Here is a 24,131-nt window from a genome sequence, read left to right as displayed (position 1 = left end):
AGTTTTGCATCCGCTTACGGAGAGCGACACGATCACAGAAATTTTGGAATGATAATTAGTTTATCAGTTAGTTCGATTCTAGCATTTCTACAAGAGTTTAATTTGAGATATTGATTGAGATTATATTGATTATTTTGGGTTAACAAGTTCATTGAAAATATTGAAATTGACAGCGTAATTAGAGTAGAATTACCACGGTAAGCTTTAGGGTTTACCACTTGAAAATTCTTTTGAAGACTTGACATTAAATAATATTAAAGATTATACAATGAAGAGTTTGATCCTGGCTCAGGATGAACGCTAGCGGCAGGCTTAACACATGCAAGTCGAGGGGTAACAGGAGTAGCTTGCTACTTGCTGACGACCGGCGCACGGGTGCGTAACGCGTATAGAATCTGCCTTGTACAGGAGGATAGCCTTTAGAAATGAAGATTAATACTCCATAATATATATGATTGGCATCGGTTGTATATTAAAGATTTATTGGTACAAGATGACTATGCGTCCTATTAGCTAGATGGTGAGGTAACGGCTTACCATGGCAACGATAGGTAGGGGGTCTGAGAGGATTATCCCCCACACTGGTACTGAGACACGGACCAGACTCCTACGGGAGGCAGCAGTGAGGAATATTGGTCAATGGGCGCAAGCCTGAACCAGCCATGCCGCGTGCAGGAAGACTGCCCTATGGGTTGTAAACTGCTTTTATACGGGAAGAAACAGTCGTACGTGTACGACCTTGACGGTACCGTAAGAATAAGCACCGGCTAACTCCGTGCCAGCAGCCGCGGTAATACGGAGGGTGCAAGCGTTATCCGGAATCATTGGGTTTAAAGGGTCCGCAGGCGGTCAATTAAGTCAGAGGTGAAATCCTACAGCTTAACTGTAGAACTGCCTTTGATACTGGTTGACTTGAGTTATACGGAAGTAGATAGAATGTGTAGTGTAGCGGTGAAATGCATAGATATTACACAGAATACCGATTGCGAAGGCAGTCTACTACGTATATACTGACGCTCATGGACGAAAGCGTGGGGAGCGAACAGGATTAGATACCCTGGTAGTCCACGCCGTAAACGATGGACACTAGTTGTTGGATTTAGATTCAGTGACTAAGCGAAAGTGATAAGTGTCCCACCTGGGGAGTACGATCGCAAGATTGAAACTCAAAGGAATTGACGGGGGCCCGCACAAGCGGTGGAGCATGTGGTTTAATTCGATGATACGCGAGGAACCTTACCAGGGCTTAAATGTGGAATGACAGGGCTAGAGATAGCTTTTTCTTCGGACATTTCACAAGGTGCTGCATGGTTGTCGTCAGCTCGTGCCGTGAGGTGTCAGGTTAAGTCCTATAACGAGCGCAACCCCTATCGTTAGTTGCTAGCAGGTAAAGCTGAGGACTCTAGCGAGACTGCCGGTGCAAACCGTGAGGAAGGTGGGGATGACGTCAAATCATCACGGCCCTTACGTCCTGGGCCACACACGTGCTACAATGGTATGGACAATGAGCAGCCACTATGCGAATAGGAGCGAATCTATAAACCATATCACAGTTCGGATCGGAGTCTGCAACTCGACTCCGTGAAGCTGGAATCGCTAGTAATCGGATATCAGCCATGATCCGGTGAATACGTTCCCGGGCCTTGTACACACCGCCCGTCAAGCCATGGAAGCTGGGGGTGCCTGAAGTCGGTTACCGCAAGGAGCTGCCTAGGGTAAAACTAGTAACTAGGGCTAAGTCGTAACAAGGTAGCCGTACCGGAAGGTGCGGCTGGAACACCTCCTTTCTAGAGAAGATGGTGTTAAGTTACAGAAGGAAGTGTAATTTTACTCTGCTGTTAATTTTAAAATAAAAAAGACTAAGATCAGATCTTAAATAGTCTTGTAGCTCAGCTGGTTAGAGCGCTACACTGATAATGTAGAGGTCGGCAGTTCGAGCCTGCCCAAGACTACTTTTTTTTGTTTGGTATTTAGTTAAAGGAAATTCTAGAAGCGGGTTATGTTGAGAATGTTTAACGACTCATAACTCAATAGTTAAGCCTCATACTAGAAGTACATGGGGGATTAGCTCAGCTGGCTAGAGCGCTTGCCTTGCACGCAAGAGGTCATCGGTTCGACTCCGATATTCTCCACTAGATAATACCTATAGATAATTATTATCACAAGGTATTATACCAGGTTGGTAACTGAAATATTTATCAGTTCTGACTCGGCACAAGTTCATTGACATATTGGTAAAATGATATCGTAAAGAATCAAGATAGAGCGTTAGATTTAAGTATCTAACGATATATTTTTATAAAAATATAATTAAGAATTATAAAGAGCTCGTTTCCGATTAATATCGGAAGCAAAAAGTACAATAAGCTAAATAAGGGCGTATGGAGGATGCCTAGGCTTTCAGAGGCGAAGAAGGACGCGATAAGCTGCGATAAGTTACGGGGAGTGGCACATACATTATGATCCGTAAATTTCCGAATGGGGCAACCCGGTATATTGAAGATATATCACACCGCAAGGTGAGCAAACCCGGAGAACTGAAACATCTAAGTACCCGGAGGAGAAGAAAACAAAAGTGATTCCGCTAGTAGTGGCGAGCGAACGCGGAATAGCCCAAACCAATATTGTTACGGCAGTATTGGGGTTGTAGGACTACAATATTCGAATTTAAGAGAACTAGAATAGTTTGGAAAGACTAACCAAAGAGAGTGATAGTCTCGTATAGGTAATCGAAGAAGAGATAGTAGTATCCTGAGTAGTGCGGGACACGTGTAATCCTGTATGAATCTGGCGGGACCATCCGCTAAGGCTAAATACTCCTGAAAGACCGATAGTGAACTAGTACCGTGAGGGAAAGGTGAAAAGAACCCTAAGTAAGGGAGTGAAATAGAACCTGAAACCGTACGCCTACAAGCGGTCGGAGCCATTCGTGGTGACGGCGTGCCTTTTGCATAATGAGCCTACGAGTTACTGTTACTAGCAAGGTTAAGAATTTAAGGTTCGGAGCCGAAGCGAAAGCGAGTCTGAATAGGGCGGTTAAGTTAGTAGTAGTAGACGCGAAACCGAGTGATCTACCCATGGGCAGGTTGAAGCTGTGGTAACACACAGTGGAGGACCGAACCAGTTGACGTTGAAAAGTCTTTGGATGACCTGTGGGTAGGGGTGAAAGGCCAATCAAACTCGGAAATAGCTCGTACTCCCCGAAATGCATTTAGGTGCAGCGTTGATTAAAAGTTTTATAGAGGTAGAGCTACTGATTGGATGCGGGGGCTTCACCGCCTACCAATTCCTGACAAACTCCGAATGCTATAAAATGTTTATCAGCAGTGAGGGCATGGGTGCTAAGGTCCATGTCCGAGAGGGAAAGAACCCAGACCATCAGCTAAGGTCCCCAAATATATGTTAAGTTGAAAAAACGAGGTGAAACTGCTTAGACAGCTAGGATGTTGGCTTGGAAGCAGCCATTCATTTAAAGAGTGCGTAACAGCTCACTAGTCGAGCGGTTTTGCATGGATAATAATCGGGCATAAACATATTACCGAAGCTATGGACTTTTAAAAGTGGTAGGGGAGCATTCTATATGTGTTGAAGGCGAACTGTAAGGTTTTCTGGAACGTATAGAAAAGAAAATGTAGGCATAAGTAACGATAATGCGGGTGAGAAACCCGCACACCGAAAGACTAAGGTTTCCTCAGCGATGCTAATCAGCTGAGGGTTAGTCGGGACCTAAGGCGAATCCGAAAGGAGTAGTCGATGGACAACAGGTTAATATTCCTGTACTTCTTATAAATGCGATGGGGTGACGGAGTAATGAACCCGCCGCGAGCTGACGGAATAGCTCGTTGAAACATGTAGGTATTAGGACTGTAGGCAAATCCGCAGACTTAGCTGAAGTGTGATAGTACCACAACTCTTCGGAAGCGTGGATAGTGCGGTTAAGAACTTCCAAGAAAAACCTCTAAGCTTCAGTTTATAAGAACCCGTACCGTAAACCGACACAGGTAGTTGGGATGAGAATTCTAAGGTGCTCGAGAGATTCATGGCTAAGGAACTAGGCAAAATAGACCTGTAACTTCGGGAGAAAGGTCGCCAGCAGTAATGCTGGCCGCAGTGAAAAGATCCAGGCGACTGTTTATCAAAAACACAGGGCTTTGCTAAATTGAAAGATGATGTATAAGGCCTGACACCTGCCCGGTGCTGGAAGGTTAAGTGGAGGGTTTAGCTTCGGCGAAGATCTCAAATGAAGCCCCAGTAAACGGCGGCCGTAACTATAACGGTCCTAAGGTAGCGAAATTCCTTGTCGGGTAAGTTCCGACCTGCACGAATGGTGCAACGATCTGGATACTGTCTCAGCCATGAGCTCGGTGAAATTGTAGTATCGGTGAAGATGCCGATTACCCGCAGCGGGACGAAAAGACCCCGTGAACCTTTACTATAGCTTCGTATTGACTTTGGATAAGTAATGTGTAGGATAGGTGGGAGACATTGAAGCGGCCTCGCTAGGGGTTGTGGAGTCAACCTTGAAATACCACCCTTTGCTTATCTAGAGCCTAACTCAGTGATGAGAACAGTGCGTGGTGGGTAGTTTGACTGGGGTGGTCGCCTCCAAAAGAGTAACGGAGGCTTCTAAAGGTTCCCTCAGCACGCTTGGTAACCGTGCGTAGAGTGCAATGGCATAAGGGAGCTTGACTGAGAGACATACAGGTCGATCAGGTACGAAAGTAGAGCATAGTGATCCGGTGGTTCCGAATGGAAGGGCCATCGCTCAAAGGATAAAAGGTACTCCGGGGATAACAGGCTGATCTCCCCCAAGAGCTCACATCGACGGGGGGGTTTGGCACCTCGATGTCGGCTCGTCACATCCTGGGGCTGGAGAAGGTCCCAAGGGTTGGGCTGTTCGCCCATTAAAGTGGCACGCGAGCTGGGTTCAGAACGTCGTGAGACAGTTCGGTCTCTATCTGCTGTGGGCGTTAGAAATTTGAGTGGATCTGACTTTAGTACGAGAGGACCGAGTTGGACGAACCTCTAGTGTATCAGTTGTCTCGCCAGGGGCACTGCTGAGTAGCTACGTTCGGAAGGGATAAGCGCTGAAAGCATATAAGCGCGAAACCCACCACAAGATGAGATTTCTTTAAAGGGTCGTGGGAGATGACCACGTTGATAGGCTATAGGTGTAAGTGCAGTAATGTATGTAGCCGAGTAGTACTAATAACCCATAGGCTTATGTACGTTCCTCCCGAACTTTTAGGAGTTCGGGAAGGATACTCTTTATGTTCAAATAGTTTTATAAATATTTGAATAAGCGATATGATTTTAGCAATATGTTAACTTATACAGTTGAAATATACTGAAACAATTTAAGGTGATTATAGCAATGGGGCTCACCTCTTACCATTCCGAACAGAGAAGTTAAGCCCATTAGCGCCGATGGTACTGCCACAGGTGGGAGAGTAGGTCGTTGCCTTTCTTTTAAAACTCCTCATTACATTTTGTAATGAGGAGTTTTTTTATACGTTACTTTTTACTTCACGAAATACAATAGCCTTATTATAGAACTTACCAATATTTACACACTGTCATGTAAAGAAAAATCTAATTATTAAAAAAGCCCAAGTTACCTTGGACTTCATGTAAAGATTTATCAATAGATATTTTATGCAGAATTTCTACTTGCATTGATATTTCCAAATAATGATCGTGTCACTATTTTTTCGAAAATTTCTTGTGTTTTTGAATTTGAATTACCCTCTTCTTCGAGTTTTTGAATCTCTTTTAAAGAATACTGTTATTTTACTATTTATAGATATTTGGATGTTATTTTATCTTGATTTTTTATCTATTAAAAAGCGTAAAGTGATATAATAAATTAAAAGTTACAAGAAGGGTGGGATTATTTAATATTTACTTTAAGGTTATTAATAATCAATTTGTTAAATTTATAGTAAACATTATCCCCCAATATGAAAATACTTCATACAAGTTTCGAATGCCATCCAATAGCTAAGGCCGGAGGCTTAGCTGATGTTGTAAGTGCATTGCCCAAATATCAATTAGCTCTAGATGTAGAATCATTAGTTGTAATGCCATTCTATAAAAATTTATTTACAGATAAGAATAAGTTAAAGAATATGGGAAATGGCACTATTAATTTAAATGGTGTCGAATTTAAATACTTTATTGAAAAAATAAACTCAGAAGAAATACCATATAGCGTTTGTTTGGTTAGAATAGACAATTTAATAGATACTGAACATATATACGGGTATGAAGATGAAAAAGAGAGGTATATAGCTTTTCAAAAAGCTCTATTAGATTGGCTCCTAAAATGTAATTTAACATTTGACGTGATACATTGTCATGATCACCATACTTCTTTAATTCCTTTTTTTATTAATTATTGTAATGAGTATATAAAACTTAAAGATATGGCTACAGTTTTAACAATTCATAATGCGCAATATCAAGGTCAATTTTCACACGATTATATAAATTTATTACCAGATTTTAGTATTGAAAATATAGGGCTCTTAGACTGGGATGGTTTTGTAAACCCATTAGCAGCTGGAATCAAATGTGCTACACGTATTAATACTGTTTCACCTACATACATGGAGGAATTAAAAGAAAATGCATGTGGTTTAGAAGGTCTGCTTCAGTCGGAGAGTAATAAATTTTCTGGTATTTTGAATGGTATTGATACGTGTATTTGGAATCCAGAAACAGATAGATTATTGTTAAGGAACTATAAGATAAGTAATGTAACTTCGGGTAAGAGAGCCAACAAATTAGCTTTATGTAAAAAATATGGTTTTAATAAAGATTTACCACTATTTGGTTTTATTGGAAGGTTAGTATATGAAAAATCAGCAGATTTGTTAACTGATGTTGTAAAGGAAGTTCTTTTAAAAAATAAAAATTGTAATATTTTGATTTTAGGCTCAGGTTACGAGGAAATTGAAAAAGAAATAACAAAGTTAAAAAAAGAATTTAAAGGTAATTTCCATTCATATATTGGTTTTGATGAGGAACTTTCCCACTTGATTTATGCAGGAGTAGACTTTTTATTAATGCCATCTCGTATAGAACCATGTGGTTTAAATCAGATGTATTCTCTAAGATATGGAACAATACCAATTGTAAGAAGAACAGGAGGACTTAAAGATACAGTAATAGATATTGGTGATGGCGGATTTGGAATATGCCATGAAAGAGCTTCTGTTTGGGACATTACTTATTCAATATATAGAGCAATAGATTTATATAAAAATCAAAAAATATTTAGAAAAATACAGAAACAAATTATGAAGATTGATAATTCCTGGTCAAAATCAGCTAAGAAGTACATAGATCTTTATAAATCAATTTAAACTAATCAAATCAATCTAACCAAACTATTATGATTAATAAAAAAGTACTCGCTATTATATTGGGAGGTGGGCAAGGTTCCAGATTATCTCCGTTAACAGATAAACGTTCAAAGCCTTCTGTATCAATGGCAGGGAAGTATCGTCTTGTAGATATTCCTATTTCAAATTGTATTCATTGTGATATTAAAAGAATGTTTGTTTTAACACAGTTCAATTCTGCATCACTTAATAGACATATAAAAAACACCTATTCATTTAGTAATTTTAGTGAGGCTTTTGTTGATATAATGGCAGCAGAACAAACACCAGAAAATAAAACATGGTTTCAAGGTACGGCAGATGCTGTAAGGCAATCAATGCATCATATTTTAAATCACGAGTTTGAATATGTGTTAATACTTTCTGGAGATCAGTTGTATCAGATGGATTTTAATAAAATGTTAGAACAACATATTGATAAAAAAGCTGAAATAAGCGTTGCAACACTTCCCGTTACGTTCAAAGAGGCTACTGAGTTTGGAATTCTAAAAACAGATAAAGAGAGTTTTATTTCTTCTTTTATAGAAAAACCATCAAAAGAAGAGCTTATTGGTTGGGAATCAGAAGTGGATTGTCATATGCAAAGTGAGAGAAGAAATTATTTAGCTTCAATGGGAATTTATATTTTTAATAGGGACTTATTAGTTGATATAATGAACAATACTAAAGCAACTGATTTTGGAAAAGAAATAATTCCAAATTCTATTGAAAAAAATAGAGTCTTAGCCTATCAGTATAAAGGATATTGGACAGATATTGGGACCATAGGCTCTTTTTTTGAAGCGAATATTGGTTTAACAGAAGAAGCTCCTAAGTTTAACTTATTTAACCAAACTAAAAGTATCTTAACTCGTCCAAGAATATTACCTCCCTCAAAAATTTATGGAACAATGCTTAATAAATCTGTAATAGCGGATGGGTGTATTATCAATGCTAAAACGATTGAAACTTCTGTAATAGGAATTCGATCAAGAATAGGAAAAGGATGTAAAATTAAAAATACTTACATGATCGGAGCAAATCAGTATCAAGACAGAGAATCATCGTGTAATTTAGAGATAGAACCTCCTAAAATTGGAGTAGGAGATAATTGTATTGTAGAAAATGTTATTATTGATAAAGATGCAAGAATAGGGAACAATGTAGTGATTAAAGGAGGAAAACATCTTGAAGATAAGGATGAGCAATCCTATGTAGTTAAAGAAGGAATTGTTGTTATTAAGAGGGAGGCAATTATCGAAGATGGTTTTATTTTACAATAGTTTTTACAAGTATTAAATGTTTGAAAAACAAGTAATAAGGGTCTTTTTATGAGTGAAGTTATGCCTTATAGTCTGTTTTCAGATTTAGATGTAGATTTATTTAAACGAGGTAAACATTATCGGTTATATAAAAAGTTCGGTTCTCATATAACGAGTCTTAATGGGATAATAGGGACTTATTTCTCGGTATGGGCCCCCTCAGCTAAAGCTGTTTATGTGGTCGGTGATTTTAATAATTGGACAGATAAAGAGTATCTTTTGAATGTTAGATGGGATAAATCAGGTATATGGGAAGGATTTATACCTAAAGTTCAAAAAGGATGTTTATATAAATATAAAATATATTCAAATCATAATAATATCATTACAGAAAAAGCCGATCCTTATGCAAAGAGATTTGAACACCCACCTAAAACGGCATCTCTGGTGTGGAACGACTCGTATAAATGGAATGATGATAAATGGATGAAGATCCGTAAAAAAAGGAATTCTTATGAAGCTCCTTTTTCAGTTTATGAAGTTCATCTAGGTTCATGGAGAAGAAAAATTGATAGCGCTAACAGGCTTTCGACTTTATCTTACATTGAGCTAGCGGAAGAATTAGTCTCTTACGTGAAATATATGAAATTTACACATGTTGAAATTATGCCAGTTATGGAGTATCCTTTTGATCCTTCATGGGGATATCAGATTACAGGATATTTTGCTCCCACTTCTCGTTATGGATGCCCTGAAGAGTTTAAATATTTAATTGATAAATTTCACCAAAATGATATTGGAGTTATCCTCGATTGGGTTCCTTCTCATTTCCCTAATGATAGTCATGGATTAGGTTTTTTTGATGGCTCACATCTATATGAACATCCAGATAAAAGAAAAGGATATCATCCTGATTGGGAGAGTTTAATATTTAATTATGAGAGGAATGAAGTCAAAGGTTTTTTAATAAGTAATGCTATTTTTTGGTTAGAGCAATATCACATTGATGCACTCAGGGTAGATGCTGTAGCATCAATGATTTTCCTTGATTATTCTAGAGATAATGGAGAATGGGAGCCCAATATTTACGGAGGAAATGAATATTTGGAAGCTATTAATTTTTTAAAAGAATTAAATGAAGAAGTCTATTTATCATTTCCTGATGTTCAAACAATCGCTGAAGAATCAACTGCTTTTCCAAAAGTATCTAAACCAACTTATGATGGAGGTCTTGGGTTTGGTAAGAAATGGATGATGGGTTGGATGCATGATTCTTTACAGTACTTCAGAAAACAACCGATTTACCGAAAAAGTCATCAAAATGATTTGACATTTAGTATGACGTATGCTTTTTCAGAAAACTTTATGTTACCCTTGTCACATGATGAAGTTGTGCATGGGAAGAATAGTATCATAGGAAGAATGCCAGGTGATGAGTGGCAAAAGTTTGCTAACCTTAGATTATTATATGGCTATATGTTTACCCATCCGGGAAGTAAGTTACTTTTTATGGGAGGAGAATTTGGGCAACATGCAGAGTGGAATTATAATTCTAGTTTAGATTGGTATGTTTTGGAGTATGATTTTCATAAAGGGATTCAGAAATTAATAATTGATCTTAATGATTTGTATAGGACTCAAAGCGCTCTTCACGAGAAACAATTCGAAAAAGAAGGTTTTGAGTGGATAGCTTATGATGATTTTGAAAATTCTGTAATAAGCTATATGAGAAAAGGAAAATTAAAAGAAGACATATTAATAATTGTATGCAATATGACTCCAGTTCCAAGAAAGACATATAGAATAGGAGTACCTTATGAAGGGGAATTAATTCAGGTATTAAATAGCAATCAAAAAATATATGGAGGATCAGGAGATTTTATGAATACAAAAGTTAAAACAGAAAAGAAAAAATGGAATAATAGACCTAATTCATGTGAAATAATATTAGCTCCTTTAAGCATAATGGTATTTAAAATAGAAAAGAATTTAGGAGAGATAAAAATAAAATAAAACTCCATTTAATTATTTAAAAAATCAATTAAGAACTGCTAGTATGATTATTAATACACAATTTGAAAATAAAGGAAATATATTTCCTGATAAAATTTGTTCTTTTTATCAAGATGTTGATAAAATTTATTTCACAACTGAAAACGGGGTTATACTTCAAGTTACAATAATTCGTGGAAGTATAATTAGGTTTAGATATACCACTGATAATAATTTTGAGAAAGATTTTTCTTATGCTATTAGCAGCGATAGTGTTAGAGGCTATGGTAAATTAGAAATAGAAGAGGATGATAAAATGTACAGAATAATCACTCTAAAAAACAGAGTAGAAATTAATAAAGTAGATTTAAGAACTTCAATTTATGATATATCCGGAAAGATAATCTGTGAAGATGAATTGGGTTTTCATTGGGAACAGAGTTACGAGTATGGTGGTAATATTGTTAAAATGAGTAAAAATGCCCCTCAAGGAGAGTGTTATTATGGATTAGGAGATAAAGCGATGCACTTAAATTTAAAAGGTAAGCGCGTTGAAAATTGGGCTACTGATCAGTATGCTTTTGGGAAAGATCAAGATCCTTTATATAAGTCCATCCCATTTTATATAGGAATGTATGAAGAGAGAGCTTACGGTATTTTTTTTGATAATACATTTAAAACATTTTTTGATTTTTGTAATGAGAGAAGAAATGTTACTAGTTTTTGGGCTCATGGAGGGGAAATGAATTATTATTTTATTTATGGACCCGATATGCAAGATGTAATAACAAGGTATACTGATTTAACAGGAAAGCCTGAATTACCTCCATTATGGGCTTTAGGTTACCATCAATGTAAATGGAGTTACTACCCAGAGTCAAAAGTAAAGGAAATAGCGACTAAATTTAGACAGTTTAAAATTCCTTGTGATGCAATTTATCTTGATATTGATTATATGGATGGTTTTAGGTGTTTTACATGGAATAAGGAGTATTTTCCTAATCCCAGACGAATGATTTCCGAGCTTGAAGAAGATGGTTTTAAAACTGTAGTCATCATAGACCCTGGAATTAAAATAGATGATGATTACTGGGTGTATAAAGAAGCACTTGATAAAGACTACTTTTGTAAAAGAGCAGATGGACCATATATGAGAGGGAAGGTATGGCCAGGAGAATGTTACTTTCCTGATTTTACGAATCCGAAGGTCAGAAAGTGGTGGGCTGGTCTGTTCAAGGAAATAATAGACGAAATTGGAGTAAAAGGTGTTTGGAATGATATGAATGAACCCGCCGTTATGGAAGTTCCAACGAAAACATTTCCCAATGATGTAAGACATAATTACGATGGTAATTTTTGTAGTCATAGAAAAGCACATAATATTTACGGTACCCAAATGGCTAGAGCTACTTATGAGGGAGTGAAAAAATATGTATATCCTAAAAGACCATTTATTATTACACGATCAGCTTATTCAGGAGCACAACGATATACATCTTCTTGGACGGGTGATAATATTGCTTCATGGGAGCATTTATGGATTGCGAATATCCAAGCTCAAAGAATGAGTATGAGTGGTATGTCATTCACGGGAAGTGATATAGGCGGTTTTGCAGAGCATCCAACAGGAGAACTTTATATAAGATGGATTCAACTAGGTGTTTTTCACCCTTTTTGTAGAACACATTCTTCAGGAGATCATGGTAATCAGGAACCATGGGCTTTTGGAGATGAAGTAATAGCGGTAACTAAAAAATATGTTGAGCTACGCTATCAATTACTACCTTACTTATATACAATGTTTTGGGAGTATGCTGAACATGGCATTCCAATGCTAAAACCATTAGTACTATTTGATCAATATGATTTACAAACACATTACCGTACAGATGAGTTTATTTTTGGAAATCAAATTTTAATTTGTCCTATTCAGGAACCTAATTCAAAAGGTAGAAGAATGTATATTCCAAGGGGTAACTGGTATAATTATTGGACGAAAGAACATATTCAAGGTGGATTGGAGCGGTGGGTCGATGCAGATATAGACATTATACCAATGTTTATTAAAGAAGGTGCTTTAATTCCTAAATATCCAATTCAACAATATGTAGGTGAGAAAAAAATAGGAGTACTCAGACTTGAAGCGTATTTTAAATTAGGAGAAAAAGAGATATCTAAAGTTTATGAGGATGCTTTTGATGGTTACGATTACACGAAAGGTAGATATAGCTTGAGAACTTTTACGGTTACAGGAAAAAGTAATGAATTAATCATTCAACAACATAAAGACGGTACCTATGTTACAGATTACAAAAAGATAGAGTTTGAATTTATTGAGTTACCGTTTGTGATAAAAGAAGTTGAAGTAGATAATGTAATTGTTAATCTAGAGAGTGTTCAAAAGAAGCCTGAAAGCTCTATTTTAATTATCCCAAATGATTTCAAAGAAATTCACGTAATTGGATGATATTTACATTCTAAATTATATACAAACTAAAAAGTCGAAAGAATGTTTCTTTCGACTTTGAGCGGGAGACCGGGTTCGAACCGGCGACATTCAGCTTGGAAGGCTGACGCTCTACCAACTGAGCTACTCCCGCGATAAAGCTTTCAACAAATATATTATTTGTTTTTATTATTATATTTTGAGCGGGAGACCGGGTTCGAACCGGCGACATTCAGCTTGGAAGGCTGACGCTCTACCAACTGAGCTACTCCCGCAGTAAAGCGATTGCAAATATAAAACCTTTTCTAAAATCTACAAGTTTTTTTTATGTTTTTTAAAACACTAAAATTAGTAGTGCTTTAGTTCTAAACATCATCCTTTTTTACAAATGAATTATTTGCGTCATATACTTTAACAAAATGAAATCCAAAAATTTCAAAGCCTTCATTATAGTAGAATTTGTGTGATTTTCTATTTGCCGTATATGTATTCAACTCTATTGCTTCACACCCTTTAGATTTAGTATAGTCATAAATCCAATTGAAAAAGCGTTTTCCAATATTTCTTCCCCTATACGCTGGGTTAATAATGACATGATCGGGTTCAACACTTTCTCCAACATAGTGCCTTACAGAGTACCATAAACCACATATGCCTACTAAAGTATTATTATAGTACGCTCCAATACACTCGTAGTGCTCGAGAGCAAACATTTTGTGAACTCTGTCTTCTAATTCACTTGAAAGTGCTTTTTTATTGAGTATACTAAGTAATGGAATTATAGTTAATTTTTTTTCATTTGGTATTGGTTTGAAAATTAGCTCCATAAAAGTATGTTTTTTATTTTGTGAAGTGTTTAATATTAAAGTTTGTGAAACTACATTTTATTAATATAAGTTTTATAGAAAACGATGTTAAATTTATTGATATAACTTTTAAATAAATTTTGAAAAGGACTTTTTCAATTCTGTTATTTATATAGGTTAATAATAACCTAAAAAAATTAGTGATTATTACTTTTGAAGATAATGTGTTTAGTTTATTGAAATATCAGGTAGCTATTTTAGCAGTATTAAAGACAAGCTGTTTTATTTTAGTAGGATTGGATTTAAAGTAAAATAGTATTTGTTTTACACTTATTAACTTAGATCAAATATGTTCTCCTTTTTATTAAATCTTTGAACTAAATTTTAATTCAATAAATTAGGGTATCCAGCTGGATACCCTATGTCATAATCGAAAATTAATATTTATTTTTACTCTATTGTTTTTGTTATTTAATTACTTAAGATTTGTGAAATCTTCCGCAGATAGTTTTCCAGTATTAATATCATTTAATTCCTCTACCTTAGTTAAAATGAAATCATGGATTTCTTTATTGAAGTCTTTAGGCTTTTGTGGTTGATTTCCTAATCTCCAAGCACCAGGTATAACGTATCTTTGATAGTAATAAAAGAAATAACGGTCGAAATCATTATTCGATAAATTATATTCTGATAATAACCAACCTAGTCTAAGAGCAGATCTTCTTTGAGCAGGGGTTCCGTGCGAAGAACCATTTGAACCACCGATAGATTGTGCCATGTTATATGCACTAGAAACGTTAGACCAGTTCGTCGAATACTTTTTTCTAAGATAATATCCAGCAAAACCATCAGCTTCTAATTCCGTATTGGAAGCTCCGGAAACTGAAGGGAATCTATATCTGAATTGCACTTGATGTGCAATTTCATGGGCAGCTACATAAGCAACAGCAGCTCTACCAAAACCTAAAGCATGCTCTAGTATTTGCTCACCCCATATTACATAACCATTACGGTATGATAATGCATTAAAAGTTCCGTCTCCAGCAGCAAAATATAACGGAACATTGCCTAACCCGAAAAAGTCAGCCGATCCATTATGATGCGTTTTCAAAAAATTCGTCTCGGTTTGATTTACAATTGTATTTGCCCAATATGAATTAGGACCAAATTGACTAACTGTAGCACAATGATGTTCAGAAGCTTTTGCATTTAATTCACTTGGAGATTCAATATTTTTCGGAAAGTTACCGGTCAGATCTGCTGCGTTCTTTAGTTCATTTTTTTCACAGCTTTGCATTACTAGTAATACAGAAAGTATTACTATTCTAAAAATATGTCTCATAATTTTTGAAGGGTTTAAAGTCGATTACGACAATGCAAATATATATATATTAAAATTTTAACCTTTATGTTTTGTATTATTTGCAAAAAATAAACAGTTTCATTAGAGTTTTACTAGTGTTTATCTTTTTAATTTTTCTTTAAAAAATGATGACAAAACGTTTTTCAATGCTAACTTTAAGAAAAAGTATGAAATTATAGGTTTATAAGAAGATTATTTACGTTGAAATAATAATCAGTGGTTTTTTTAGTAATGTTTGGAATCGTATCTGAAAGTTAAAGTTAGTACTTCCATAGTTCTTAGAGGTGTTTTATAGAACAGCTAGTAAAAAAAATACATTCAAAAGTACTAGTTTGCTTTTGAATGTATTGTAATAAGAAAACCGTAAAGGCTTTTTTATCATATGAACTATTTATTTTGAAGGTATCTTTATCGTATATAGCTTCTTCGATTTATTATTAAGTTTTGTTTCTCGTAACCATGGGTTAACCAATTTTAACTTTTTATAAGTAACACCAAAGTGATCTGCAAAGTTTGCAATATTTGTGATTGCTGTATCAACAGGGACTTCATAATATTTAATCGGATTATACAAATCTTCGTCTTTGAAAATAAATCCGTATTTCTTTGGATTTGTAACAATTTCTTTAAGTGCTAAAATCCGAAACACATATCTTGAAGTTTCTTCATTTAAAAATAAATCAAAATAGCTTGAGGCATGTTGCTCTTTCAATCGTCTTGATATTCTACCTCCACCTGCATTATAAGCTGCAGCAGCAAGTGTCCAAGTTCCAAATTTCTTTTTAGAGTTTTTTAAATATTTTGCAGCTACCTCAGTAGCTTTTTCAAGATGATAACGTTCATCTACATTGTTGTTTACCTCAAGACCATATTGCCTAGCGGTACCTTTTAGGAACTGCCAAAATCCTGCGGCGCCTGCATATGACCTCACATTCATAAAGCCACTTTCGGCTAACGCTAAATACTTAAAGTCATCAGGTAAACCATATTTATCTAGTAAAGGTTCAATGATGGGAAAGTATTTATGAGCTCTTTTTATTAACAGAAGACTGTTAGATTGCCAGTATGTATTTACCAAAAGCTCTCTATCCATTCGTTCTCTTATGTCTTGCCTTTCAATAGGAATTCTTTCACCAGCTAAGTTTAAATTAGAAGGGATTTTAACGGCCATAATTTCATAGTTCTCAGCTACATTTTTAATAGTTGGTTCGTTTTGTTTGCTAATTGTATTAACAAGCAGTGTTGCGACACACGAAATCACTAATGCGGGGAATAATCGTAATTTTATCTTCATACTACTTCTTTTTTATATCGTTGTTCTTTAATTTAGTAAAAAACATTCCTTTTGTAAAATATTTGAGATACTTTTTGCTTTATCTAATATCATTATATGGGTACCATTTTTGATAATTTTTGCTTTTTGAATGTTTTTTATAGGAAAAATTTCGTCATGATCACCGTGTATATGCAAAATACCTGGAAGTGTTTCATTTTGTTTCCAATGTAAAAGGTTAAAAATTGCCCATTGTAAATAGATTTTGTCTCTTACGCATAAATACGTTTTGTATAGAGCCATTCGCTTTTTTAAAATATCGCTAAAAAAGTAACGCTCATATTTCTCAATATTTGAAATAATATTTGAAGGAAATAATTTATAGGCCTTTGTTTTTCTGGCAAGTTGTAGTTTTTTAGGTAATTCATTATTATTCTTAATACTGGAAATAATGATTAATTTACCTAAAGATACATGTTTACTTATCTCTTGTGCCATAACGCCACCAAACGACACTCCTACTAAAATAGCATTTTTATGCTTAATTTCTTTGCTCATTCTTTTTGCATAATCCTGAATAGATTCATCTATGCTATGGGGTAAAATCCATTCTATAAAAAACAGTTGAAAATGTTCTTTTGGAAGAGATATGTATTGAAAAATTTTTGAACTCGCTGCAAGTCCTGGTACAAAATAAATAGGGGTTTTGGTCATTATTCAAGAAGCATTTTTTTATATAGGATGTCAACTATAAACTCGTGAATTTCAATGAGTTTTTCAGGTAAGTTTTTCCATAACCGTATTTTTATTTGTTCATTATCATAGGTAATAAACGTGCTACTTAAATCCTGAATTTTGGGATTGTCATATGTTCTTTTAAAGCTATTAAAGTCATTTTTATTAAGGAGATTTTTTAAGTTTTTTAACTGATTAGCTTCTAAGCTAAAAATATGAGTACCTTTTTCTTTGACATACTTTTTTCCATTGAAAATCAGTTTTCCGTCTTTTTCAATACTAACTTCATATACAGGGCAATCACCAAAGCATGCAGTTTTACTAAGTGAAATTAATATATTTTCTTCTTTTTTAATCACTTTATCAACGACACCTGTTCCGTTCTTTATTACTTTTTTAAATACGTTTTGTTTTTCTAGTCGCTTGATCCAAACTTCACGTTGATTATCAGGAAGTGATATAACCCCAATTTTAGTTACTTTGGAATTATAATCTACATCTTTCCATCCAATACTACTATTTTTTAAAAGTTCTAGAGCTTCTTTGTTGTTATGTTCGTGTTTTAAGACAACAACTAATTCTCTAGAGTAATCCTTTTTAATATCTGATTTTTCTTTTATAATCTCTTTATTTTGGTTTGATGTGGAGGAAACTCCCTCTTTTACTTTTTTAGATGTTTTACAAGATAGTAAGAATACAAGCAGAGAAAAAAGAATGTACTTCATAGTCTTTGAATTTTTTAAATATCAAGACTTTAAAAATAGAGCTTTTTTTAAATATTTATGCATAAATATTATTTAAAATGACTAGCAATCAAAACTTAAATTTAGAACAATAAAAAGAAATAAAAAATTATAATAAGATCCTAATATCTTTTTAACAGAATTCAAATCTAACGGCTCCATCTTCACCTATTTTTTTCAAAGTAATATTGTGTAAGGTATTTACCAATTCAGGGTTCCAAGGGGTTTTAACTTTAACATAGTTTTCTGTAAATCCAAAAATATAACCTTCCTTATTTTCACTTTCAAATAAAACAGTAGATGAGTTTCCTAATTGACTTTCGTAAAATGCCCTTCTTTTTTTTACAGATAATCCACGAAGCATTTTACTTCTTTTAGCTCGAATATTTTTTGGCACACTACCTTCCATTTCTGCCGCTTCTGTATTTTGGCGTTCTGAATATGTAAATACATGGAGATATGAAATATCTAATTCACTAAGGTAGTTATATGTTTCAAGAAATAATTCATCTGTTTCTCCAGGAAAGCCAACTATAACATCAACGCCAATACAAGCGTTTGGCATTACTTTTTTAATTCTTGAAACTCGATCGGTATATATTCTTTTTAAATATCGACGTTTCATTTTTTTTAATAAAACATCACTTCCTGATTGGAGAGGAATATGAAAATGAGGAACAAATATTTTTGATTGAGAAATAAAATCGATTGTTTCATCCTTTAAAAGATTCGGTTCAATTGATGAAATTCTCAATCTATTAATCCCTTTAACATTATCTAAAGCTTGTACAAGTTCAAAAAAAGTATGTTCATGCCTTTTATTTCCATGTTCACCCTTGCCATAATCACCTATATTAACTCCAGTTAGTACTATTTCTTTTATACCTTTCTCTGAAATTTCTTTTGCATTTTTCAATACATTTGCTAAAGTATCACTTCTGGAAATACCCCTAGCCAAAGGAATTGTACAATATGTACATTTATAATCACAACCATCTTGTACTTTTAAAAAGGCACGAGTTCGATCTCCAATTGAATAAGAACCAACATAAAAATCTGCTTGCTCTATTTCGCATGAATGTATTTCTCCTAAATCATTTTTTGTAAGATCGTTTATGTAACTTGTTACATTAAATTTTTCAGTAGCGCCTAAAACTAAATCAACACCATCAACAGCAGCCAGCTCTTCTGGTTTCAATTGCGCATAACATCCTACTCCTATTATAAAAGCTTGGTTATTTTGTTTTAGAGCTGATTTAACAATAGTTTTAAATCTTTTATCAGCATTATCTGTAACAGAACAAGTATTGATAACATATACGTCCGCTTTATTATTGAAGTCAACGCGCTCAAACCCTTCATTTACAAAATTTCTTGCAATTGTTGAAGTTTCTGAAAAGTTAAGTTTACATCCTAGCGTATAAAAAGCTACTTTTTTATCTACATTATTCATTTTTATATCCAATGATTAAAACACTAAAGGACTAGTAAATAACTGCCCAATTAGTACAAACATTTAATTGAAAATCAAAAAGAATTGACACATTAAACTTTGAAAATGCAAAAGTAGTCAATTTATGATCATTTTTATAGAGATATCCTAAATGTTGAAGTGCAAAGAATGTTTTTTTATTTTTGTATGCAATAAAGCCTAAAATTTAATTTTAATATAGCTATCGAAAGATATTAAGTCCTACTTATTAAAGAAAATTGTTATCAGTATTTTGTACCTATGTTTTTTTAGGTTCTTAATAAAAAATAACTTTTTCGACATTGAAATGGTTAATGAATTATAATATTGCTCTATTTTGATATAAATGCAGGTTTTATTTCTATTCTAAAAAATAATACATATGTATGCTTGGTTAAATAATGTTTTAAAAAGGTATTTTAAGGAGAGTACAATTTTTAAATATGGATTTAATATTTCTCCCATGTATCGAAGAACAACAGGAAGAATATTATTTGTATCAGATAATTTATTGACTGTGAAAGTTAAAATACCGATTGGTCCGAAAAATAAAAATATTGTGGGATCTATATTTGGTGGGAGTTTATTTTCTGCAACAGATCCTATTTTTATGACACAATTAATCTTTACTTTAGGGAATAAATATGTTGTCTGGGATAAAAAATCTACAATAAAGTTTAAACGACCAGCATTTTCAGATGCTTTTGTTGATTTTGTATTCACTCCAGATGAAATAGAGAAAATTAAAGAAAGGGTGATTAAAGAAAAAGAAATAGATGTAATAAAAGAGATAAAAATAACTAATGAAAAAGCTTCTGAAGTGTTTACCGAAGTTTTAAAAACAATTTATGTTGCAGACAAGGAATATTACAAAAAAAAGAGAGGACAACAATAAAGGTTCTTTAAAAAAGAATATTGGAAATATAAAAAGTCAAGATATTATTTTTAGTAACAAAAGAAATTTTGGTAAGTTAATAATCAATTTATCTTTCTTTTTGATAGTTATTTTCCTATCCTGTAAAGACAGAAAAAAAGAGTCTTTGAGTACTGTTTTTCGGTATAATGAATATGCTAATATAACCTCATTAGATCCTGCTTTTGCAAAAGATCAAAGAAATATTTGGGCCGTTAATCAACTGTTTAACGGTTTGGTTCAATTAAACGATAGCTTGCAAGTTGAACCTGATATAGCTAAGCGTTGGCATATTTCTGATGATGGTAAAGTTTATGAGTTTATTCTAAGGAAAGATGTATTTTTTCATGAGAGTAATGTGTTTGGTTCAAAAAAGACCAGAGTTGTTAATGCTTCAGATTTTGAATATTCATTTAATCGTCTACTGGATAAAAAAGTATCTTCTCCTGGCGGTTGGGTTCTTCAAAATGTAGCTAAATTCGAGGCAAAAAATGATTCTATTTTTACGATACATTTAAAAAAAGTTTTCCCGCCTTTTTTAGGTTTATTAGCAATGAAATATTGTTCCGTTGTACCAAGAGAAGCAGTTAATCACTATGGAAATGAATTTAGATCAAATCCGATAGGAACTGGACCATTTTATTTTAAATTATGGGTTGAGAATACAAAATTAATTTTTAGAAGAAATGACAATTATTTTGAAACAGATTCTTCAGGAGCTAAATTACCTTATTTAGAAGCCGTTGCTATTACATTTTTACCTGATAAACAAAGTGAATTTTTACAATTTATTCAAGGTAATATAGACTTTATGAAAAGTATAGATGCCTCATATAAAGACGATATTTTAAATACAGACGGTAGTTTAAAGGGGAAATATAAGCATAAAATAAAAATGCTTACCGGACCGTATTTGAATACTGAGTATTTAGGGATTTACTTTGATGAGGACAATACATCACCTTTAAATTCAATAGGTATAAGAAAAGCTATAAACTATGGTTTTGATCGTAATAAAATGATACGGTTTTTAAGAAATGGTATTGGTAAGCCTGCTGTCAATGGTTTTATTCCTAATGGTTTACCTTCGTTTAATAATCAGAAAGGTTATTCATACAATCCTGAAAAAGCTAGAGAGTTAGTTGCTCAATATAAAGAGGAAACAGGGGAGAGGGATGTGAAGATAAATATTACAACAAATAGTAATTATTTAGACCTGTGTGAATTTATTCAAAGAGAACTACAAAAAGTGGCTATTAATGTAAAAATTAATGTTGTTCCCCCGTCAACTTTACGTCAAGGGAAAGCTTCAGGAAAATTTCCTATTTTTCGAGCAAGTTGGATAGCAGATTATCCTGATGCAGAGAATTATTTATCTTTATTTTATAGTAAAAATTTTATACCTAATGGTCCTAATTATACACATTTTAAAAATGTAGAGTTTGATAAATTGTATGAATCTGCAATTGAAGAAGTAAATATCAAAAGGAGATACGAATTATATCAAAAAATGGATAGTTTAATTATTGCTCATGCTCCTGTTGTACCTTTGTACTATGATGAGGTTATTCGTTTTATGCAAAATGATATTAGAGGGCTAGAAATGAATCCTATTGATTTATTAAACTTAAAAAAAGTATATAAAAACTAGTGTTTTTGTGAGGAATATCCGTGATGAGCATTTTTATAAAAGAAAAAAGCTGCTATTTAGAGCAGCTTTTGAAATTAATTATGCTAATTAGCAGCAATGACTTTTTGATCCCATAGCTCTCCTTCACCTTGGTAACCTTTTTGAAGGTTGGTACTACCAAAGGCATGAGTCAAGTAATAAAGCGATTCACCTCCTGTAGCTTCAAAGGCAACACCACCTTCCATTTCGCGTAGAATCCACTCTTCACCTTCTCCTTGATAGCCATTTTGAAGAAAAACTTGACCATTACCATGACTTAGGTATTTACCGTTTTCTTTACCTTTACATGCTAACTTAACTCTATTGTTACCGAGTTCTTCTATCATGAACTCTTCACCTTCTCCAAGGAATCCGTCTTGTAGAAACGAACTTCCATGGGCGTGACTTAGGTATTTACCTTTTTCGCCACCTCTTGCTTGTAATGATACTAATTTCATTTTTATAAAGTTTGATTGTTTTTATTAAAGATAAAAAAAAAAGATATTTGAAATCCATTTTCGAAAAAATATTTGTTGGTTAATAAAAAACGAATCAAACTAGAATAATGATAACATAAGTATTCCATGTCTTTATCTATATTTCTTGTACGTTTTGACAAAGGGATTTTCTTCAGGTATATTTAAACGTATTATGGGGAATTTATTTTTTGGAGTTTTTCTTGCTTATTCATGACTTTCATGTAAATGATATCTGAGAATCATGTAAGTTATTGTTTTTTACATCTTTTTGAAGCATTATTATTAATGTTGTATTAAATAGTTGATCTATATTAAATTACCTACATTCGCTAATGTTACTATATTAAAATGAATTTATGGAAATAATTATTAAAATATTTATCGGATTGGTGGCTTTTATTCACTGCTATATTTTATGGTTTGAAATGTTTGCATGGGACACTCGAGGAAAAAAAGTTTTTAAAACCTTTCCGGAAGACCTATTCGGACCAACAAAAAAAATGGCTGCTAACCAGGGAATTTATAATGGTATTTTAGCAGCTGGTTTAATTTGGACTTTTTTCATTAATAATTATGAATGGAGAATAAATGTTTCTGTTTTTTTCTTGATTTGTATTTCCATTGCGGGAACTTTCGGGGCAATAACTACCGAAAAGAGAATATTTTTTGTTCAAGCATTACCCGCTATCGTAGCTTTAGTACTTACTTTAGTGTATAATTAAAACGTGTTATAGCAAGGTATAATAGCCACTAAAATGATCGTTAATGATGCACCTACCAAGAAAGTACTTTTTATGGTTTTTCATATCTAAAGTTTATAGAAATAACAATTTGTTCGATGATTCAAAAAATGAAAAAGCCCTTTTTTATATTATTAAGGTAAAAATAGTTGGTTAGTTTCGAGTATTTTAACTTAAATCAAATGTATGTATAGCTTCAATAATGAAATTATATTTGCAAACATTTATATATCTGCTATTTGGTAAGCATAAAAAATGAAAAGAATAATATTATTTTTAATTTTACTGTTTTTAATAAGGTGCAGCAATGATGATTTGAATAAGTATGAAAATCAAATAGATATTAATTTAGTTTCAGGTCTAAATTTGTTAGATAATTTAGGAGACATGATTGAGGAATTTGGAAATTCAAATGTCTTAAATAATAATAATTTCGTATTCTTTCCTAGTCCATCGCTTCATGTTTTGAGTTTATATTCAATGAAGAACATAACTAAAGTTTGGATTAGACTGGCAAAACCAAACAAAAATTATCTGAAAATTGACTTTAAATCAATATTGAATCCAGAGTTGTATTCTGAAAACGAAATTGAATCAGGCGCAGAATTAAAATTTACGAATACGAATTTATCAAAAATTACAATAGATTTTAGAGATTTAGAATCTGGGTACTATCAAATTTTTTGTTAAAGTAAATAACAAAATATACTGGGGAAATATTTATGTTGGTGAATTACAAGAGCTAATTAATCATTGGAATTAAAAGCATATGTGACAAGCCATATTTGTTATGTAGTATCTTTTAGGATATTTTTTATTCTCAACATTGGAAAATTATTTGTAAATAACTTAGC

15 protein-coding genes, 4 tRNA genes and 3 rRNA genes are annotated in these 24,131 nt (G+C 33.4%); 13 read left to right on the top strand and 9 right to left on the bottom strand.

The features are described from left to right. Positions 1–265 precede the first annotated feature (265 nt). From AC2GW8_RS04955 to AC2GW8_RS04915, 9 genes are all read left to right on the top strand, one after another. Positions 266–1,787, top strand: a 16S ribosomal RNA gene (locus tag AC2GW8_RS04955). Between the two features lie 91 nt (positions 1,788–1,878). Continuing rightward, a tRNA-Ile gene (locus AC2GW8_RS04950) sits at positions 1,879–1,952 on the top strand. Between the two features lie 106 nt (positions 1,953–2,058). Beyond that, a tRNA-Ala gene (locus AC2GW8_RS04945) sits at positions 2,059–2,132 on the top strand. Between the two features lie 228 nt (positions 2,133–2,360). Further along, positions 2,361–5,229: ribosomal RNA gene (locus tag AC2GW8_RS04940) — 23S ribosomal RNA — on the top strand. A gap of 129 nt (positions 5,230–5,358) precedes the next feature. Beyond that, positions 5,359–5,467: ribosomal RNA gene (gene rrf / locus AC2GW8_RS04935) — 5S ribosomal RNA — on the top strand. Together the 16S, 23S and 5S rRNA genes with 2 tRNA genes alongside form the textbook arrangement of a ribosomal RNA operon. Before the next feature lie 493 nt (positions 5,468–5,960). Continuing rightward, positions 5,961–7,367, top strand: a complete 1,407-nt coding sequence (locus AC2GW8_RS04930; RefSeq protein ID WP_440881675.1) for a glycogen synthase — start codon at positions 5,961–5,963, stop codon at positions 7,365–7,367. 29 nt (positions 7,368–7,396) lie between these two features. Beyond that, complete coding sequence (locus AC2GW8_RS04925; protein ID WP_440881674.1) at positions 7,397–8,668, top strand: glucose-1-phosphate adenylyltransferase; 1,272 nt, start codon at positions 7,397–7,399, stop codon at positions 8,666–8,668. A 48-nt stretch (positions 8,669–8,716) separates the two neighbouring features. Next, positions 8,717–10,660: a 1,4-alpha-glucan branching protein GlgB gene (gene glgB, locus AC2GW8_RS04920; protein ID WP_440881673.1), complete on the top strand. Its 1,944-nt coding sequence runs from the start codon at positions 8,717–8,719 to the stop codon at positions 10,658–10,660. A gap of 43 nt (positions 10,661–10,703) precedes the next feature. Next, positions 10,704–13,106, top strand: coding sequence for a glycoside hydrolase family 31 protein (locus tag AC2GW8_RS04915; RefSeq protein WP_440881672.1), 2,403 nt, complete (start codon positions 10,704–10,706; stop codon positions 13,104–13,106). Positions 13,107–13,166: 60 nt separating this feature from the next. Here the strand turns inward: AC2GW8_RS04915 and AC2GW8_RS04910 are convergent. From AC2GW8_RS04910 to mtaB, 8 genes are all read right to left on the bottom strand, one after another. Then, positions 13,167–13,239 (bottom strand) — tRNA-Gly (locus AC2GW8_RS04910). Between the two features lie 48 nt (positions 13,240–13,287). Beyond that, a tRNA-Gly gene (locus AC2GW8_RS04905) sits at positions 13,288–13,360 on the bottom strand. A gap of 90 nt (positions 13,361–13,450) precedes the next feature. Then, a complete protein-coding gene (locus AC2GW8_RS04900) occupies positions 13,451–13,912 on the bottom strand; it encodes a GNAT family N-acetyltransferase (RefSeq protein WP_440881671.1) in 462 nt (153 codons plus the stop codon). 454 nt (positions 13,913–14,366) lie between these two features. Next, positions 14,367–15,233, bottom strand: a complete 867-nt coding sequence (locus AC2GW8_RS04895; protein WP_440881670.1) for a neutral zinc metallopeptidase — start codon at positions 15,231–15,233, stop codon at positions 14,367–14,369. A gap of 412 nt (positions 15,234–15,645) precedes the next feature. Further along, positions 15,646–16,548 (bottom strand): lytic transglycosylase domain-containing protein, encoded by a 903-nt coding sequence (locus AC2GW8_RS04890; RefSeq protein ID WP_440881669.1) that lies wholly within the window; start codon positions 16,546–16,548, stop codon positions 15,646–15,648. 27 nt (positions 16,549–16,575) lie between these two features. Further along, positions 16,576–17,241: an alpha/beta hydrolase family protein gene (locus AC2GW8_RS04885; protein ID WP_440881668.1), complete on the bottom strand. Its 666-nt coding sequence runs from the start codon at positions 17,239–17,241 to the stop codon at positions 16,576–16,578. Beyond that, positions 17,241–17,987, bottom strand: a complete 747-nt coding sequence (locus tag AC2GW8_RS04880) for a DUF6438 domain-containing protein (RefSeq protein ID WP_440881667.1) — start codon at positions 17,985–17,987, stop codon at positions 17,241–17,243. The genes AC2GW8_RS04885 and AC2GW8_RS04880 overlap by 1 nt, the downstream gene beginning before the upstream one ends. 151 nt (positions 17,988–18,138) lie before the next feature. Next, positions 18,139–19,458 (bottom strand): tRNA (N(6)-L-threonylcarbamoyladenosine(37)-C(2))-methylthiotransferase MtaB, encoded by a 1,320-nt coding sequence (gene mtaB / locus AC2GW8_RS04875; protein ID WP_440881666.1) that lies wholly within the window; start codon positions 19,456–19,458, stop codon positions 18,139–18,141. A 400-nt stretch (positions 19,459–19,858) separates the two neighbouring features. On the opposite strand from mtaB, the gene AC2GW8_RS04870 reads away from it, so the two are divergent. Further along, positions 19,859–20,371, top strand: coding sequence for a PaaI family thioesterase (locus AC2GW8_RS04870; protein ID WP_440881665.1), 513 nt, complete (start codon positions 19,859–19,861; stop codon positions 20,369–20,371). An 82-nt stretch (positions 20,372–20,453) separates the two neighbouring features. Next, the gene (locus AC2GW8_RS04865) at positions 20,454–22,040 is read left to right on the top strand and encodes an ABC transporter substrate-binding protein (RefSeq protein ID WP_440882185.1); all 1,587 of its coding nucleotides are present in this window, start codon (positions 20,454–20,456) and stop codon (positions 22,038–22,040) included. Between the two features lie 83 nt (positions 22,041–22,123). Here the strand turns inward: AC2GW8_RS04865 and AC2GW8_RS04860 are convergent, their stop codons facing one another. After that, positions 22,124–22,516, bottom strand: coding sequence for a hypothetical protein (locus AC2GW8_RS04860; protein ID WP_440881664.1), 393 nt, complete (start codon positions 22,514–22,516; stop codon positions 22,124–22,126). Positions 22,517–22,893: 377 nt separating this feature from the next. On the opposite strand from AC2GW8_RS04860, the gene AC2GW8_RS04855 reads away from it, so the two are divergent. Then, entirely contained in the window at positions 22,894–23,259 is a 366-nt protein-coding gene (locus tag AC2GW8_RS04855; RefSeq protein WP_440881663.1) for a DUF1304 domain-containing protein, read from the top strand. 273 nt (positions 23,260–23,532) lie between these two features. Next, positions 23,533–23,967 carry a hypothetical protein gene (locus AC2GW8_RS04850; RefSeq protein WP_440881662.1) on the top strand — a complete coding sequence of 145 codons (435 nt, stop codon included), beginning with the start codon at positions 23,533–23,535 and terminating at the stop codon, positions 23,965–23,967. Positions 23,968–24,131: the final 164 nt, after the last annotated feature.

The sequence above is a fragment of the Tenacibaculum profundi genome (assembly GCF_057162725.1).
Note: the sequence above shows the minus strand (reverse complement) of the source record. Positions and strands in the feature narration are given on the sequence as shown.